We start from the raw sequence: 16795 nt of genomic DNA on the forward strand, positions 1-16795 counted from the left end.
TGTAGCCGCGGGGCCCATGCCAGTCGCGGGTGGAGACTCACCGATAAGCCTCACTGGACTGTTGCCCGGGCCAGCCTTGCTGCAAGGAGCGGAGCACCATGTACCGATGCAGTATGTGTGCCGCCACAGGCCCTTCCATGCGTCGCTTCGTGCACAAGTGGAAGGGTTGCGCGGGTTCAGTCGACGAGATGGCTTCGAGCAGCCCGGCTGCCGCCGCGGCCCCTGCAGGGGCTTCGTTCTCCTTGTTGTCCGCCCCCGCGGCGAAACCCGCGAAGAAGAAACGCGCCGCGTCGCGCAAGCCTCGACCCTCGGTGGCCTTCATGGACCGGGAACTCAAGGCCGTCACCAGCAAAGCGAATGTCACCTTCGCCGGGCGGTGGACGCCCGAAGTGTGGCTCAGCGGCGCCGCCTCATTCTCAGGACGCCGAGACATCCAGGTCCTGCGCCATCTCTCGGTGCAGTTTTTCCACTACATCCGAAACACGCTCAATATGAAAGGCGAACAGGAGGTCCAGGCAATGCTCGTGAATGATCGAATCGTCATTGCCGCGAACCTCGACGACTCGATCAATGCTTTGTTCAAGGCGCTGCGCCAGGATGACACTGGAGGGCCGCCCTCCAACGCCGTCCAGAACCTGCTGCAGTCGGTCCAGAATCCCGATGACAAACGGGCCGAGGGGGCGGCGAAGAAGCTCGGTGGGCTCTTCTCGGGGACGAGGTCCCTCTCCAACATCCCCACGGCGATGAACGTGCTGGGCAATGACAACGAGCGCCTCCTCCAGCGGCTGGACTATTCGAATGCAGCCGACTGCGCGGCCAAGATCGTTGGGGCGGCGCACCACGGGCGGCTCATCTTCGTGAACGCCGGTGGAGACAGCATCCACGCCGAGCAGAAGCTCCTCCTCGCTCTGCTTCGCTCGGGTACAAGTAAGTCGACGGTAGCAACGATTTACGGAAAGAAGCGGCCCTGCGCGGGTTGCTATCTCACACTCCTTTTCGCGGAGGAGAGACTCGGACTGAAGATTGAATTCAACCGTCACCCGGGCGGCTTCTGGGGGCCCGCTTTAAAGGGGTTTCGCGCGCTGTTCGACCAGGCCAAGGGCCACATGCAATCCAATTCCCCTGGAGACGTATGCACGTGGCTCCACGACCAGGTCGCTGCACTGGTGACGCACCAGACACAATACCTGGGCGCTGACGAGAAGCGCTCGATGCTTCAGGACGCGAAAGCACAGTTCGTTGCCCTGGGGAAAGTCGATCCCCGCCACACCGGCTACGATTCGCCATCGGATAGCGATCCGGATGACGACGATGGGGATGACGACGATGGGGATGACGACGATGGGGATGACGACGAGCTGGCTGGCAGCGCCATGGAGGATGACGGCCCTATGGAAGATGACGGCGCGCTGTCCGCGGCGGGTTCAGGAAATCCCTTCTCGCTCCTTCCCTCGCCCCCTGCCGTCCCGAAGACTCCAGCTCCAGCGGCGGCAGCCGCGGCATCATCATTTGCCGCAGTGGCGGCGCACCCCGCCGCTCCCTTCTCCGTGGTGCACTTGAAGAGCGATTCAAAAGCGAGTGATGGCAAGTCAATCGTCGCGCCCGCACCGGATCTCTCCGCGGTACCGAGCCCGGCACTCAAGGGGGCGCTTGCAGCGAAGAATTTCGTCCGAGGGGCGGCCTCCTCGCAGGGGCTCAACTGTTTCCTGCACAGCTTCCTTCAGCTCTTCCACAACATGCCGGACGATCCCAATTACACACTTATAGGCGAAGTTTTGAGGATTCGCCGTAATTGGAATGTGATCGGAGCCGCGGTGAAAGGCCAGGATCTCAACCTGGAGAATGCTTTCACACGCGAGGAAGTGCATCAGCTCGCAAACTTCCATAGGTGCCTCATCTTGATATGGGGCTTCAATTCAGCCACCAACCAACTCTACGAGGTGTGCCGCCTGGGCGGCATGGGCGGCATGGTGGGGCAGCCTCGTGAGATCAACATCCTCTGGTATGGCCCTCACTTCGAACCGCTCAGGAAGAGGGCATGACGACTGGCGCCGAGGACAGCTTGACGACGCTCGAGACGAACAAGCCCCTCTCGGAGTCGGTGCTGTGGCGAGCCCAGCGCAGCTACTTCGAGCGTGTGGGAATTGACGCCTGGCGTGATGCCACGGTGCCACACTATGTCACGTGCAACCCGGCGCTCGCGCACGCCATGGCCCAGGTGGTGCTCGGCTTCCTTCGGGACTGCAACGCAGGAGAGGCCCGCGCAGGCAGTGAACCGTTCCATGTGCTGGAGCTTGGAGCGGGGAGCGGGCGCTTTGCCTTTCTCTTCCTCCGGGCGCTCGCCGAACTGCGCGAGGTCATGGGCTGGAGCCACGTCCCCATCCGCTACGTGATGAGTGATTTCACAGAGTCCAATCTGCGGTTCTGGCGGGCACATCCGGCCCTTCGTCCATTCGTCACCGCGGGCTTGCTGGACTTCGCGCTCGTCGACGTGGAGCGCATGGACGGCACCCTCGAGCTCCTGGAGTCCAAGACGATGCTTGGGGCCGGAAGCCTGGAGCGGCCGCTCACGGTCATCGCGAACTACGTCTTCGATGGCGTTGCGCAGGATGCCTTCTTCATCGAGAAGGGGCAGCTCTCCGAGTGCCTCTTCACGGTCGCCACCGAGACCCCGGAACTCGACCTGAGTGCGGCGAACGTCCTCACGCGATTGCGCCTCGCGTCCTCCCGGCGTGCCGTGCATCCCGACTATTATCCCGAGCCGGAACTCAATGGGCTGCTGCGAGGTTATACCGACCGGCTCGATGGGGGCTCGGTGCTCTTTCCGGCCCCCGCCCTGAGGTGCCTCGAGAAGCTTTCTGCGCTCTCGAGCGGAAGCCTCTTCCTCCTCTCCGCCGACAAGGGGCACCTCGACGAGGCCTCACTCGCCCTGGAGGTGGATCCTCAGGTGACGGTGCATGGGAGTTTCTCCCTGCCGGTGAACTACCACGCCTTCCAGCAGTGGTTTCTTCGCAAGGGCGGTGAGCACATCTGCGCGGACCACCGGCAGTCGAGCCTCGTCGTCGCCGCGTTCATCCTCGGCGCGCCAGCCCGAGGCATGCCCGAGGCGCGCCTCGCCTATCACCTCGCCTTCAACGGCCCCAGTCCCGATGGTTTCTTCCGATTGCGGCAGGGCCTCGAGGCGCACTACGAGATGCTTGAATTCGAGCAACTCCTCGCGCACGTGCGCCTGAGTCGGTACGACGCTCGCATCCTCGGCGACTGCCTCCCAGCGTTCAGCCAGAAGATGACTACGCTGTCAGCGCAGGAGCGCGTGGCGCTCGCGCAGGCCATCGGGCGAGCGTGGGCGAACTACTTCCACATTGGCGAGAGCCGGGACCTGGCGTTCGCCTTCGCGGCTTGCCTGTACCAGCTTGGCGAATCTGCCTCGGCACTCGCGCTGTTCGAGGAGTCGCTCGTCCTGTACGGAGAGGATCCGCGCACGTTGTGGAACCTCGCGATGTGCCTGTTCGCGCTGGGGCGCCCGGAGGATGCGGCGCGCGCGCTCGTGAAGGCAGGCGAATCGTTCCCTCTGCTTCACGCGCACATCGGGTTGCTGCCGAAGACGGGGTGAAGGAGTTGCCCTCGTCAAAGGCTGGACTCGATGGTGAAGGTCTTCTGCCAGTGCGACGAGCCCACGTTGCGGAGGGAACTTCGACGCCTTGGGGCTCTTCTAGCGCATCCGGTCCATCTTCATCGACGCAACGGGCGGCGTCTCGCAGAACGAGGGCATCGCCGCCATCTGGACCGCGCCTTGACGGACCGCATCCGCCTCACGGGAGGCCCGTCACCCAGCGGGCCTCCGGCCGGTCCTTGGAGAACTCCAGCTTCGCGCCCGGGCCTGGTTCGTAGACGAGCGGCCCGTTCTTCACCCGCGTCAGCGAGAAGCCGACCTCCAGGAGTCCGCGGGGCCGCGCAGCCTCGCGGACGTGCCACTGGACGCCGCCGCCCTGGAGGACGAACACGTCTCCTGGAGGGGCGGACTGCTGGTAGCCCAGCGCGACCAGCTCCCGGATGAACGTGGCGGTGCGCTCGGGGGACAGCTCCAGGGACACGCGCTCCACGTTCCGCAGCAGCCGCTCCGGTTGGAAGAGCGGCCCCAGGAAGGCCCTCCGGCCAACGTCGTGCGCGTCCCAGGCCCGGTCGGGATACAGGGCCTGGAAGAAACCGGGGACGTATTCGCTGACCCACAGCGACAGGTCGGCGTCCGGCGTGGAGGACTTCCGGTAGAGGACGTCGTACCAGGGGACCTTGCCCTTGCCCTCGAACGTCCACGTCGTGCGTTCCTGGCCTGGTGCTCCGCCCAAAGCCATCCGCATCGGAGTGACGAGCCGCGACAGGCCTCCCTCCTGCTCCACGCTCAGCCCCACGCCCACCTTGCCCACGGGCTCCTTGAACGTGTTCCCCGGGCCCAGCAGCTCCACGTACGTGTCCTGTCCCCGCACGTACAGGGCCTGCGCGCTGGCCTCGGGCGCCTTGAAGTCCGGCAGGCCCGTGTCGACCCGGGCGAAGTCACGCGAGAGGAAATCCAGGGAGCGCAGTGCTTCAAACGCATCCTGGGGGAGGACGACGTAGAGGTGGTTGAGCATCACGGCAGGCGCTCGCGGCAGCTTCTCCGGAGGACGCGTGGGTGCCTTGTCCGCCACCTGTCCCAGGGACACCAGCGGCTCCCCCGGGCTCACGGGAGGCGTGCTGACGGCGTAGATGACCATGCCGTCGAAGGGCGCGACCGGGACCGCCAGCGTGCGGCCGAACGCGTCTCGAATCTCGCCCAGCCGGGCCCCGGCCTTCACGCGCTGGCCCGGCTTCACGTCCAGGGTGAAGAGGCCGTGCACGGGACTCATCACCGATTCGGATCCCGTGACGAAGCGGGGCTTGCCCGGAGCCGGAGCGGCTCCCGCGAGGACTCCAAGCTGCTGGAGGACGCGCAGCAGGCCGGCTTCCGTCCGCGTGATGTCCGCTGGAGGGAAGCGCGCCTCACCGCCCCATTCGACGTCGATGGCGGGCACGCCTCGGGCCACGGCCGTGGCGGTGCTGTAGGTGGGAGGAGTGGAGAAGTCCGGCCAGAGGGGCTTCACGAGCGGCGCCCCGAAGGCCAGCGCCATGGCGCGCGAGCGTTCCGCCACCTTCGGGTCCGGCGCGTGGCCAAAATACGTGACGTAGGGGAAGAGGGCTTCGTTGCCGTCACCCGCGTGCACGTCCATGACCGCGTCTGCCCGGGCGAATACCTCCTGCGTGAGCACATGCGCGATGCGCTCCGTGGGTGAGCCCGTGGCCGCGCCTGGGAAGACCCGGTTGAGGTTCTTCCAGTCGGAAGGCCCGTAGTACACCGTGCGCTTCTGGAAGGCGGGCACGTTGGCGATGTGGACGAGGACCACCGTGCCGCGCATCGCCTCCGGTGTGAGTCGTCCCGCGAGCCGCTGGAGCGTGAGGATGGGCACGTACTCCGCGCCATGGACCCCCGCCACCACCGCGACCACGGGGCCCGGCTTCGCGCCGCGGATCACCGTGACGGGCAGGGGAGGCACGTCTCCTTCGCCGCCGGGCACGGGCAGGTAGCCATGGGACCGTTGTCCAGGCATCGCCACCGCGCTTCCCCAGGTCCCCGCCGCCAGGTCCACGGGGGCCTGCGCGGCCAGCACCAGGTTCAACACCACCATCGTCGCCAGCACGTTCCCGCCTCCCCGGGCGAGCGCCCGGATGTTCCTTGGGATGTAGCGGGGCCTGGGGTATTATTGCAATTGTGTTGCGTTTTTGACGGGCGGGCTGGGATATAGCATCGGCCTGTGAACAAGCACTCCAGCACGAAGGTATTCGTCATCATCAGCGCCACGGTCGCCCTTGGCATTGGCGTGGGCGTGGTGAGCATCGGCCTCAAGAAGGGGGGCTTCCTGACGACCTCGGACGTGGGCGGACTGCCTGAGCTGGCCCAGGTCCAGGAGCAGCTCCGGCCGCTCGAGGCCTGTTCGCTCACCTACCAAATGCGCGACAAGCGAGGACAGCGCAAGCACCCGGACGCGGTCTTCATCCAGCCGTGCACGCGGGGTGAGTACATCAGCGTTGTCATCGACGTCCCGAAGACCTGGGCGGCCAGGGGAGTTGGCTTCGAGATGACCCGTGGCTCCATGACGGAGCCATGGGAGATCCTGGTCGAGAAGCAGGAGGTTCCCTTCCCCGACCTCAAGGAGGCCCTCGAGCACTTCGCCCCCCTCATCGTCGCGAGCTACCCCGAGAGGCTTCGTGAGCGACGCGGGGGCGCGAGTGAGATGGAACGCCAGCTGAACGAGCAGCGGCGCATGGAGCAGGAGCGCAAGGAGCGCGCGAAGGGCTCGTATCCGGAGTGACGCTCGGCGTGCGTGGGTGGCTCGGCTGGTGTTGGCCCACGGATCGAAAGATTCGCCGATGCCATCCGAAGCCGCGCCCTTCCGGGGGCGACGTGGGCTGTCTACCGTCGGTCGCATGGACAACGTGGCGACGATGACGGAGAGGCTGCTGGCGGACGCGGGACTCCGGGCGGGAATGCGGGTGCTCGATGTCGGCTGTGGAAGGGGCGACGTGACCTTCATGGCCGCGAGCCAGGTGGGCGCGCAGGGACAGGTCGTGGGCGTGGACCGCGATTCCGGAGCGATTGAACAGGCCCGCGTGAGGGCTCGGGAGCAGGGCCTGTCGAACGTCACGTTCGTGGAGGGAGACCTCCATGCGCTTTCGAAGGAGCAGGGCCTGTTCGACGCGGTCGTGGGACGGCGGGTGCTCATGTACCAGGCGGACGCCGTCGACGCCGTGCGGAGGCTCGCGAGGGCCGTGAAGCCCGGGGGGCTGGTGGTCTTCCAGGAGCACGACTCGACGGTGGGACCGGTGAGCCTCAAGCCCTTGCCGCTTCACGCGCAGGTGCGTGAGTGGATCTGGCGCACGGTGGAGCGCGAAGGCGCGAACATCCACATGGGCTTCGACCTGGCGGAGGTCTTCACGCAGGCGGGACTCACGGTCGAACAGGTCCGGGCGGTGGCCGTCGTGCAGACGCCGACGCAGGCGCATCCCACGGGCGCCATCGTCCGCGCGATGGTGCCCCGAATCGTGAAGCACGGAGTCGCGACGGAGGCGGAACTCGATGTGGACACGCTGGAGCACCGGCTCACGGAGGAGCGCGTGAAGGCGGGTGCGACCTACATCGGGGAGCTGGCCTTTGGCGCCTGGGCGAGGGTGCCCGGGTAGGCGTACCTGGACTCCCAGGAGCGCTGTGGCTGGCGTCGTCCCGCTCCCCGTGCCGCAGCTCTTCCAGAGCAAGCTCGACCCCTTCCTCTCCGGGCCGTGGCGGTGAGCCACATGACCTCACGCGTCCTCATTCTCACCTGGCTTTCCACCTATACTCCGGCGCCGCGCTCGTCGCTCCCTTGGTGCTGGAGGTTCGATGCCGTTCACAGCCGTTGATGGGACCTATCCCATCCAATACACCTGGACCAACGGTCCGACCGCCGCAGTCAACAACCGCATCCAGGCGATCGGTGGCGTCGCCACGGGAGGGGGGCGTGCGGCCACCCAGCTCAGCGCGAAGGATTGGGCTACCGCCATCGATCCGCGTGAATCCGCCGGGGGGGCTCCCCTGCGGCCTGGCGGCGTCGCCCCCAACGCGCGCTACAACACGCTGCGCGCCTGGGTGAGCCGGGCGCCTGAGTCCGGTCGCGTCTTCGAGGAACTGGCGGACGCTGTCCGCCAGGCGGAGAGCGCGGACAGTGTCCTGCCCACCGCGACGCCCACGGCGCGGTTGGCCGTCATGCCGGATGGGACGACGAGCGCGATCGCGATCAACGGCGACATGACCGGCGACCTGTGTTGGCTCATCGCCGCCATGAAGCTCTGCCCCGAGCTCGCGGTGGCGATCCGCATCGCGCCGACCGAGAAGAACCTGCGGTTCTGCACCGTGATGATTGAACAGCTGATCGATGAACGCCTGGGCCGGCGGACCATCCTCATCACCGGACCCGTGCCGCCCCAGGGCGCCCCGGTCCCGCCCTGGGCGAGGGGGGCCAAGGCGACGCACTGGCATCCTGTGCACCTGGCACGCGCGAGCCTGCCGGCAGGGACGAATGTTGAAAGCTGCTTGAGTACGTCACGCCGGGTCTTCGAGGCCGCGCTGGAACAGGCGCTGGATGATCAGCGCTCGGTCGCGGACGTCGCCTGTCAGTTGTTCAAGGAGGCCTATGCGGACCGCCTGATGACCGCGGAGAGGAATGCCATTGACGGTGCGATCCAGGCCCTGACCCAGGGGGCTGGCTGCCTGAGCACGCACGCTGGCTACATCCTGGTGGCCAACCGCGTCGAGGATTACAACTGCCAGCACAACACCACTCCGGCGCGCCTCGCCGCGATCAACCTGTCCCGTGGCGCTCGCAGGGTGGTGACCTTCGGGCGCCCGCCGGTGGGCGGCGGAGCCAATCACATCGACCTCTATACGAACCATGCCCGCACCGATCGGCAGCGCGTCTATTTCTGGGCCGCCCTCAAGGCGACGATGCGGCAGTTGGGACGCGATGTCGTGATTGTCGGTGGCCGGAGTGGAACCTTTGACATCGCCTACCACGCGGGGGAGGAGCCCACCGGTGGAGGGTTGTGTTGGGACATCGCCGGGGCAGCACGTCGTGATCCCGAAGTGGATCGGCTCCAGCAACAAGCAGGCCCCGGTGGGAACAGCGGCCTGAGCCTCGCCACCCTGGCGCCCATCGCGTCGGACCGCCGCAACGGCGGCGACGCCGAGGCAGGAGATATCGCCGCGAGGCTGACCGGGCTGCTCAACGGAGGAGGGCCAGGCCTGGTCCGCAATGCCATTCTTCCCGCCGGTCCAGCGACCGCGGTCGCGGGTGCCGAGAGCCTGGCGATGCGCAACGCGGAGGTAGGCCGCGCCTCCTTTCAAGGTGGCACAGCGGGGGCCATGGCCTCCGCCCAGCTTGGAACGACGGAGAACCTGTCCGAGCAGATCGTCAGCGACCGGGCCTGCAGGGAGGCCACCCGGGCCCGTGGCGCGATGCCGGGGGTGGCATTGGCGAATCCCGCGGCGAATCCGAAGCCCAGTCCCCATGCCGCCCAGTTCCGGTGCCCGACCTGCGGCGACACGCAGCCCATGAAGGCCCGGTACCGGCTCCACCGGATCTGGGACCGGCATTGAGCAATACATCTGTATGCTTGGGGGATGTCCCCGTCATTCCTGGTGTTGCTGCTGATCGCAGTGGTCATGGGAGCCCTCATTGGCTTCTGGTTGCGGTCCTCGAATCGTGAGCAGCCCTCGGAGCCGCCTACGCATCGGTCTCCCGAGGAGGGGCAGAAGAGCCTCGCGGAGTTGATCCGGTCCGGGCAGATGATCAACGCCATCAAGCTCTACCGGGAGCTTCACGGCGTGGGCCTGAAAGAGGCGAAGGACGCCGTGGAGGCGATGCGCGATGGCCGTGCGCCCATGGAGCCTCCCGTGCGCCGTGAGTTGCCCGAGTCGGACGCGAACGACGCCATCGAGCGCGCGGTTCGAAGCAACAACCTCATCCAGGCCATCAAGCTCTATCGCGCTCAGCACGGCGTGGGCCTGAAGGAGGCCAAGGACGCGGTGGAGGCGATGCGGGCCGACCTGCTCCGGCGGGGATGAGAGGCCGCCGGAGGCAAGAGTCCTTCAGGGGGCGCGGCCTGCCGGGGTCACCCCGGGGGGCGCTTCCACAAGTGGCAGTTTGAATCATCCGTGAGCAGGTAGAGCGCGCCGTCGAGCCCAGGGCATCGCCAACCCATTTTCTCATTCTCAGCGATACTTCGGCGCCGCAGGCGGACCAGGGCCATGAAGTGAGGGCGATCTTCCGAACGTTTCCTCAAGAACCTAGGTTGCAACCTCAAATCCCGAGGTTATCCTGCCGCCATGGATTCACCCATGACGGCCAAAGCGGCCATTCTGACCGTGCTGATGAGTGGGAAGAGTTTCGGCCTGGAGGTCATCGACAAGGTCCGCGACCGAACCAAAGGGCGCATTGTCCTCAATGAAGGAAGCGTCTATCCGGCGCTCAAATCGATGGAGCGAGAAGGGCTGCTGCGTAGCTTTGACGGCGAGCCTTTACCTGAGCGTGGCGGTCGCCCACGGAGGTACTACGAACTCACGGGAGAAGGTCGACGGTTGGCCACCGAGCAGCGTCAGGCAATGGCGGATCTGATGCTCATCCCAGCCTCGGCGGTGTCGAAATGATCCCGATTGAACTGGGCGCGCTCATTGCTTCGCTGCTCTTGCTTGCAGTCACTCCCGTACATGCGTTTCTCATTAAGAACACTCCACCACAACGAAGATACCTGTTCGAAGCCGATGAAGATGCCGCCAACTTCATCAACATCGATCCCACACATCCCGCCAATAACAAGATCGAAAATGCAAAGACTGCTGATGGCAAGGTTAAATGCATCCCCAGCACCCCAATTCTGACCATTAAGGCATACGACCCATGGGTTACTGCCTTGCTTCGCGGTGCGCTGGCTGAATTGCTGAAGGAGCACACGCACAGGGCCGCGTTCTATCGTTCCATTGAACGCTCGCGAACCACGCTCAACATCCTTTCCGCATTGGTGCCCAAGCGCGTTTCGAACGAAGAAATAGGCGACGCCTTGGAGTTCATCGCTCGAATGGAGAAGGAGCGTCGGTCCAAATGGCTGGTACATCTCAAAGTCGCAACAACTTGGTTTTGGGTTACGATCCACACGTTCCTTCATTATGCCGAGCGGATCGCAAGTATTTTCAAAGGAACGACCGGCAAGTAAGGTCCCTACCGCTATGATCTGGCACTGCCGGGGGTGGCCTTGGCGAATCCTGCGGCGGTTCCGAAGCCCAGTCCCCACCCAGCCCAGTTCCGGTGCCCGTTCTGTGGAGACACGCAAACGCTGAAGGGCAAGTACCGGCTCCACCGGATTTTCGCCCGGCATTGAAGGTGGCGGCGGGAGTCAGACCCGCGCCTTCACCCCAGTGCGCGCAGCGTGTCCGCCACCCGGCGCAGGTCCTCCTCGAAGTGGATGCGTGCCTGCGCCCGCGCCCGCTCATCCGGCATGCGCAGGAGCGCCGAGGGGTGGAAGGTCGCCATCCACGCCTTCGCCCAGGGCGTCTCGAAAATCTGCCCCCGGCTCAGGTTGATGCGGAAGCCCGGCCCGAGGAAGGCCTGCGCCGCCGTGGCCCCCAGGCAGAGGATCATCTTCGGCTTCACCTGCGCCACCTCGGCGTCCAGCCACCCCTTGCATGCGAGCACCTCGCTCCGTCCGGGCTTCGCGTGCAGGCGCTGCTTCTCTTCACCCGCCACCCAGCCGAAGTGCTTCACCGCGTTGGTGACGTAGAGCTGCCCGCGCTCGAGGCCCACGCTGGCGAGCACCGTGTCGAGCAGCTGGCCCGCCGGACCGATGAAGGGCCTGCCCTCCCGGTCCTCCATGTCGCCGGGTTGCTCACCCACGAGCATCAGTCGCGCCCCCGCCGGCCCTTTGCCGAACACCGTGTGCGTGGCCCGCTCATGCAGCGGACAGGCCCTGCAGCCTCGCGCCGCCTGGGCGAGCGACGCGAGGTCCCGGTGCTCGGGCAGGAAGCGGCTCGATTCGGAGTGCTCCAACTTCGGGCTCACCATGCGCGAGGTGCGCTCGGGCGCCTGGCGCACCAGCTCTGGAATGAGCCGGGTCTCGGGCAGCGTGGCCCAGTGCTTCTTGGGCATCTCCGCGCGCATGGCCCGCACGTTGAGCCGCGCCTGATTGAAGGTCGACGCGTAGTACGTCCCCCACATCTCCTCCAGCGCATCCTCCTCGGGGGCTTGCGAGCGCGGCACGCCCGGCCCGTACGTGAGTTGCTCCAGGTCCCAGGACACGCTCGCGTCCGGCGTGAGGATGCTCCAGCGCATGGAGGGAAAGCGCCGCGCGAAGAAGGGCGCCACGTGGCGCACGATGAGGTGCTCGGGCCGGTGCCACGCGATGAAGTACTCCTCGCCCTCACGCTCCACCCGCCGGAAGCGCACGAAGGCCTTCATCTTGTGCGCGTCGCGCTGCACGCCCTTGGCCAGCGTGAGCACGCGGTACACGTCCGCGTCGCTCTCCACCTCCAGCAACTTGTGCTCCCCGTGCGTCAGCCGCCACAGCACCCGGTAGAGCAGCCCCCAGCGCTCGGGCGAGCGGTGGCAGGCCACTTTCTCCGCCAGCTCCAGGAACGCCGGAGGCACGGACAGCACCGCCATGGGTGCGCTCGCGGGCACCACGTCTGGCGCGAGCAGCGAGCCCTGTCCGTGCCCCTCCTCGGTGAACAGCACCTGCTCCGGGGACACTCCGCGCGCGAGCAGTCCACGCGCCACCGCGCGGAACGACTCCAGGTCCGGTCCCACCTCCACCCGCATCAGAGCTCTCCGGTGAGCGCTTCCCGAGCGGAGGTGAACAGGGAGAGCTGGGTGGCGGCAGGTGTCACCCGCTCGGCGAGCCGGGCGGAGTCGATGAGCCCCGTGGGCCGGTGGTCCGCCGTCACGATGAAGGGCTTCATGCGCGTCAGAGGCACGCGCAGCCGCCCCAGGTCCGCGAGCGTGACGCGGTGCCAGCGGCGGATGCGGAGGATCCGGTCCACCGTGCGCACGCCCATGCCCGGCACGCGCAGCAGGGATTCGCGCGGGGCGCGGTTCACGTCCACGGGGAACAGCTCACGCCGACGCAATGCCCACGCGAGCTTCGGGTCCAGCTCCAGGGACAGGTCCGGCTGTTCGGGCGGCGTGAGCTCTTCCACGCGAAAGCCGTAGAAGCGCAGGAGCCAGTCCGCCTGGTACAGCCGGTGCTCGCGCACGAGCGGCGGCGACTTCGCGGGAAGGCGGGCGTCGACGAGCGGGATGGGGCTGTAGCCCGAGTAGTACACACGCTTGAGCTTGAAGCGCGTGTAGAGGCGGTTCGCGGTGTCGAGGATGGCCGCGTCCGGCGTGGACGTGGCGCCGACGATCATCTGCGTGCTCTGGCCCGCGGGGGCGAACTTCGGCGCCTTGGGGCTCTCCTGGCGCTCGGCCCTGGATTGCTCCACGCGGGCGGAGATCTCCTTCATCGTCCCGCCGGTGACGGCGAAGCTCTTCTCCGGCGCGAGCTTCTTCAGGTCGCCGTCCGTCGGCAGTTCGATGTTGGCGCTCAGCAGTTGGTGAGCAGGATCTTGAGCAACGACACACACCGACCGTCCGGCGTGTAGCTGTGACAGATGCCCATGCCCTCGACGCTTCCGAGCCCCTCCTTGTCCGCCTTGCGTTTGCCGCCGCTGCTCGAACAGGAGGCGTCGTACTTGGCGGCATCGGCGAGGATCTCCAGCTTCTTGCGCACGTCCATGGAGACAACCCTGGCAATCGCTCCTGACGCGCACGCCCTGAGGGGTAGGGGCAGGCAAGTAAGCGAGGGCTCTTTTTCTCCGCTGGCCCGACGTATCCTTTTTTGTCCGTCGCGTGTCTCTCCGGCATGAGCACCGAGCGCCGTTTCCTCGATATCTACGAACCCCTGCGTCCGGACCTCTACCGGTACTGCCGGCAGCTGACGCGCAGCCCCTGGGATGCCGAGGACATGGCCCAGGAGACGATGGCCCGGGCGTTCGCGAGCCTCGCCCTCTTGGCGGAGCCGCCGCGCAGCCCGCGGGCGTGGCTCTTCCGGGTCGCGAGCAACCTGTGGCTCAACCGGATGCGGCAGGTGCGAGAGTCACCGGCCTCCGATGGCGTCGAGGTCCCGGAGCCGGCGACGCACGCTGAACCTCGCGCGACGCGGGAAGCCGCCGGGACGCTGCTCTCGCAGCTCTCGCCGCAAGAGCGTGCCGCGGTCGTGCTCAAGGATGCCTTCGGGCTGTCACTCGAGGAGACCGCCGAGGTGCTCTCCACCACGACCGGAGCCATCAAGGCAGCCCTGCACCGGGGGCGGGCGAAGCTGGTAGCGCCGGAACTGGATGCGCCAGCGCCGGTGGCTCCCGCCGTCCTCAGCGCCTTCTGCGACGCCTTCAACGCGCGGGACCTCGATCGTCTCACGGCGCTCCTGCTTGAGAGGGCGACCCTGGAGTATCCGGGCTTCAAGATCGAGTCCGGGGCCCGAGCGGTCCGGGACGGTTCGTTCTCGGGAACGCTCTTCGGCTGTCCCGAGGCCGGCTACGTGGTCGTGGATCCGCCTCGCTGCGAGCTCCGCGCGCACCGCGGCGAATCGCTCTTCCTGTGGTGGTCGGGGGCCGAAGTGCATGCCGTCGTACGGGTCGAGCTGGACGGCGACCGCATCGCGCGGCTGCGGAACTACTACCACTCGCCCGAGGTCGTGACCGAGGTCTGTCGCGAGCTCGACGTGCCCTTCCGCACGCACGGCTACCATCCCGCGGCCTCACCCTGAAGGAACTGCCATGACCCTCCACACCGTCACGTCCGCCGATGGGACGCGCATCGCGTTCGAGACCACCGGCAAGGGACCACCGCTCATCCTGGTGGGCGGAGCGTTCTGCGACCGCACGGCGCCAACCTCGGGGACACCGCTGGCGGCCCTGCTGTCCCATCGCTTCACCGTGTTCTCCTATGACCGGCGCGGCCGAGGGGACAGCGGGGACTCACCGCCCCATGCGCCCGAGCGGGAAGGGGAGGACCTGGCGGCACTCATCACCGCCGCCGGCGGATCCGCCGCTGTGTTCGGCAACTCGTCGGGCGGCCTCCTGGCCCTCGATGCCGCGGCGCGAGGCGTGCCGATTCCGAAGCTGGCCGTCTATGAGCCTCCCGTCATCCTCGATGCGGGGCGGGCCCGGGCATTCGAAGACCTCGCGAAGCAACTGGATGAGGCCGCCGCGGGGAATCGGCGTGCGGAGGCCGTCGAGCTGTACTTCACGAAGGTGATGCAGATGCCCGCGCCAGCCGTCGCGCAGGCGCGGAAGGCGCCGATGTGGACGGGCCTCGAGCACCTCGCTCACACGCTGAGTTACGACCTGCTCATCACGGCCCGTGGCCCCTCGCGGCTCGAGCAGGTGTCGGCCGTCCGCGCGGCGACGCTCGTCATGGACGGAAGCGCGAGCCCGGGCTGGATGCGCGAGGCGATCCAGACCCTGGCACGGGCCATTCCCAGCGCACGCCACCGGACGCTGGAGGGACAGACGCATGCCGTGGACCCCAAGGCGCTCGCCCGAGCGCTGGAGGAGTTCCTGGGCGACTGAAGCCCCGGGCTTCACGCGCGACCAGTTCCTCCGTCTCCTCCGAGGGAGCCATCTCCCATATCCAAGGAGACAAGACCGTGAGCGGCGACGACAAGCAGAAGCAGTATCCCTTCTTCTGGGGCATCTACTACGGCCTCGCGAGCAAGCCTCCCCAGCTGTTCGTCGGTGGGCTTCGCACGCTCGGGCAGTTGGGTTTGCAGGGCCCGCAGCAGCAGCAGGTGATCCAGTACCACAACCTGCTCACGGCCCGGGCGATCCGGGCGGGGCTCCGGTACGCCGCGGGGCTGAAAGTCGATCCGGCGACCGTCGCGACCCTCTGGAAAGCACTGCCTCCCGAGGCTCAGCAGAACACCCTCGACTGGGGACAGCAGCAGGTGGGGCAGTTCATCGGCGGCTCGGCGTTCAGCTGGGTCCTCGGCAAGGGGCTCGTGAAGTACCTGCCCAAGAAGATCGTCACCCCCGCGCTGTTCTTCCTCAGCTGCCAGGGCGCGATGGGGCTCTTCTGGAAGGATGGCTGGGACAAGGGGCCTCCGCCGCCTCCTCCCGGGGTGGGTGGGGGAGGCCGGGAGATCTCAGTCTGAAAAACAGGCCCTGCCTTCCGTGGACCGGGAGGCAGGGCCTGGCGCCCTTCACGCCGCGCGCACGAAGCGGGCCTTGTTGCGTTCGATCCACCGGGCCAGCGACTGCACCTGCGGATTCAGCTCACGCGTGAGCCCGGGGTCCCGGGCGGCGCAGTACCCCTCTGAAAAGTCCCGCATGAACTGGAACATGTTCGCGAGCTCCGACGCGCCGGGGAAGTTGAACGTCCGGTAGACCTCCGGCTCCATGGAGTGGAAGCGCACCTCCTGTCCCAGCACCTGCTGCAGCGTCAGGGCGATCTCCTGGCCCGTCAGGTGTTCGCTGGCCAGCCCCACCGTCCGGCCCGCCCATGCCTCCGGCCCGCGCTGGAAGAGGGTGTGGACGCATCCGCCCACGTCCTCCGTGGCGATGCCGGGCAGCTTCTGGTCGTCCGTGGGCAGCACGAAGTCGAACGTGCCGTCGGCGTTGCGCTTTCCTCCCAATCCGAACGACAGCAGGTTCTCCCACGAGAACGAGGTGCGCACGAACGTCACCGGCAGGTCCAGTCCGCTGAAGTACGCATCGCTCGCGCCCTTCACGTCGAACTGCGGCACGCGGTAGTGCCTCTTGAGCATGGGCATCCGCGTGTCTTCCGGAGGGATGAGGCGCCGGGTGTCTTCCTGGGTGGACCAGATGACGTGCGCCACCTCCGCCTCCTTCGCGGCGTGCGCCATCGTCCGCGCCTGTGCCAGCTCGCGCTCCGGGTCGGGCTTCTCCCAATAGCTGGTGACGCAGAAGGCGCCGTGCGCTCCGGTGAACGCGGCCTTCAGGCTCTTCGCGTCGCTCACGTCCGCCGCGACGACCTCCGCGCCCAGCTTCGCCAGCCGGCGCGCCAGCTCCGAGCCTGGCTTGCGCGTGAGCGCGCGCACCGTGAAGCCGCTCTGCGTGTCCGCGAGGATGGCGCGCGCGAGGCCGCCTCCCTCTTCGCCCGTTGCTCCCACCACCGCGATGATCTTCTTGTCCATGGTCATGTCCTGT

17 protein-coding genes are annotated in these 16795 nt (G+C 67.0%); 11 read left to right on the plus strand and 6 right to left on the minus strand.

The features are described from left to right. Positions 1-37: 37 nt before the first annotated feature. Positions 38-322, minus strand: coding sequence for a hypothetical protein (locus D7Y04_RS20140; RefSeq protein ID WP_120595801.1), 285 nt, complete (start codon positions 320-322; stop codon positions 38-40). Between D7Y04_RS20140 and D7Y04_RS20145 the strand changes: the two genes are divergently transcribed. Together D7Y04_RS20145 and D7Y04_RS20150 are read left to right on the plus strand one after the other, a co-directional pair. Further along, positions 321-2042, plus strand: a complete 1722-nt coding sequence (locus tag D7Y04_RS20145; protein ID WP_147477156.1) for a hypothetical protein — start codon at positions 321-323, stop codon at positions 2040-2042. The two genes, D7Y04_RS20140 and D7Y04_RS20145, sit on opposite strands and share 2 nt — an antisense overlap. Beyond that, on the plus strand, positions 2039-3613 hold the full coding sequence (locus D7Y04_RS20150; protein ID WP_120595803.1) for an SAM-dependent methyltransferase: 1575 nt from the start codon (positions 2039-2041) through the stop codon (positions 3611-3613). Before D7Y04_RS20145 ends, D7Y04_RS20150 begins: the two co-directional genes overlap by 4 nt. Before the next feature lie 199 nt (positions 3614-3812). Here the strand turns inward: D7Y04_RS20150 and D7Y04_RS20155 are convergent, their stop codons facing one another. Continuing rightward, positions 3813-5711, minus strand: a complete 1899-nt coding sequence (locus tag D7Y04_RS20155; RefSeq protein ID WP_121760377.1) for a DUF5829 family protein — start codon at positions 5709-5711, stop codon at positions 3813-3815. Positions 5712-5825: 114 nt separating this feature from the next. Here D7Y04_RS20155 and D7Y04_RS20160 point away from each other — a divergent pair, with 114 nt between their 5' ends. The 6 genes from D7Y04_RS20160 to D7Y04_RS44075 all read left to right on the plus strand — a co-directional run bounded on the left by D7Y04_RS20160 (position 5826) and on the right by D7Y04_RS44075 (position 10812). After that, entirely contained in the window at positions 5826-6383 is a 558-nt protein-coding gene (locus D7Y04_RS20160; protein WP_120595805.1) for a hypothetical protein, read from the plus strand. A gap of 58 nt (positions 6384-6441) precedes the next feature. Further along, the gene (locus D7Y04_RS20165) at positions 6442-7251 is read left to right on the plus strand and encodes a class I SAM-dependent methyltransferase (RefSeq protein WP_121760378.1); all 810 of its coding nucleotides are present in this window, start codon (positions 6442-6444) and stop codon (positions 7249-7251) included. Positions 7252-7447: 196 nt separating this feature from the next. Further along, complete coding sequence (locus D7Y04_RS20170) at positions 7448-9199, plus strand: hypothetical protein (protein ID WP_121760379.1); 1752 nt, start codon at positions 7448-7450, stop codon at positions 9197-9199. A gap of 24 nt (positions 9200-9223) precedes the next feature. Then, a complete protein-coding gene (locus D7Y04_RS20175; RefSeq protein ID WP_121760380.1) occupies positions 9224-9667 on the plus strand; it encodes a ribosomal protein L7/L12 in 444 nt (147 codons plus the stop codon). A gap of 273 nt (positions 9668-9940) precedes the next feature. Further along, a complete protein-coding gene (locus D7Y04_RS20180; protein ID WP_158627561.1) occupies positions 9941-10249 on the plus strand; it encodes a PadR family transcriptional regulator in 309 nt (102 codons plus the stop codon). Continuing rightward, positions 10246-10812 (plus strand): hypothetical protein, encoded by a 567-nt coding sequence (locus tag D7Y04_RS44075; protein ID WP_147477157.1) that lies wholly within the window; start codon positions 10246-10248, stop codon positions 10810-10812. The genes D7Y04_RS20180 and D7Y04_RS44075 overlap by 4 nt, the downstream gene beginning before the upstream one ends. Positions 10813-11006: 194 nt before the next feature. Here D7Y04_RS44075 and D7Y04_RS20185 read toward each other — a convergent pair whose 3' ends face one another. From D7Y04_RS20185 to D7Y04_RS45745, 3 genes are read right to left on the minus strand one after another with little or no spacing between them, the layout of a single operon-like run. After that, a complete protein-coding gene (locus tag D7Y04_RS20185; protein WP_121760382.1) occupies positions 11007-12410 on the minus strand; it encodes a UdgX family uracil-DNA binding protein in 1404 nt (467 codons plus the stop codon). Further along, positions 12410-13213, minus strand: coding sequence for a hypothetical protein (locus D7Y04_RS20190; RefSeq protein ID WP_233601513.1), 804 nt, complete (start codon positions 13211-13213; stop codon positions 12410-12412). The genes D7Y04_RS20185 and D7Y04_RS20190 overlap by 1 nt, the downstream gene beginning before the upstream one ends. Then, a complete protein-coding gene (locus tag D7Y04_RS45745) occupies positions 13174-13365 on the minus strand; it encodes a hypothetical protein (protein ID WP_233601514.1) in 192 nt (63 codons plus the stop codon). Before D7Y04_RS45745 ends, D7Y04_RS20190 begins: the two co-directional genes overlap by 40 nt. Positions 13366-13491: 126 nt before the next feature. On the opposite strand from D7Y04_RS45745, the gene D7Y04_RS20195 reads away from it, so the two are divergent. The 3 genes from D7Y04_RS20195 (at position 13492) to D7Y04_RS20205 (ending at position 15780) form a co-directional block, all read left to right on the plus strand. Next, positions 13492-14394, plus strand: coding sequence for a sigma-70 family RNA polymerase sigma factor (locus D7Y04_RS20195; RefSeq protein WP_121760383.1), 903 nt, complete (start codon positions 13492-13494; stop codon positions 14392-14394). A 10-nt stretch (positions 14395-14404) separates the two neighbouring features. After that, complete coding sequence (locus D7Y04_RS20200; RefSeq protein ID WP_120599434.1) at positions 14405-15199, plus strand: alpha/beta fold hydrolase; 795 nt, start codon at positions 14405-14407, stop codon at positions 15197-15199. 77 nt (positions 15200-15276) lie between these two features. Continuing rightward, on the plus strand, positions 15277-15780 hold the full coding sequence (locus tag D7Y04_RS20205) for a hypothetical protein (RefSeq protein WP_121760384.1): 504 nt from the start codon (positions 15277-15279) through the stop codon (positions 15778-15780). 48 nt (positions 15781-15828) lie between these two features. On the opposite strand, the gene D7Y04_RS20210 is transcribed toward D7Y04_RS20205, so the two are convergent. Continuing rightward, on the minus strand, positions 15829-16788 hold the full coding sequence (locus D7Y04_RS20210) for an NmrA/HSCARG family protein (RefSeq protein ID WP_199749704.1): 960 nt from the start codon (positions 16786-16788) through the stop codon (positions 15829-15831). Positions 16789-16795: the final 7 nt, after the last annotated feature.

It is taken from the genome of Corallococcus sp. AB038B, from assembly GCF_003668955.1.
Lineage (GTDB): Bacteria > Myxococcota > Myxococcia > Myxococcales > Myxococcaceae > Corallococcus > Corallococcus exiguus.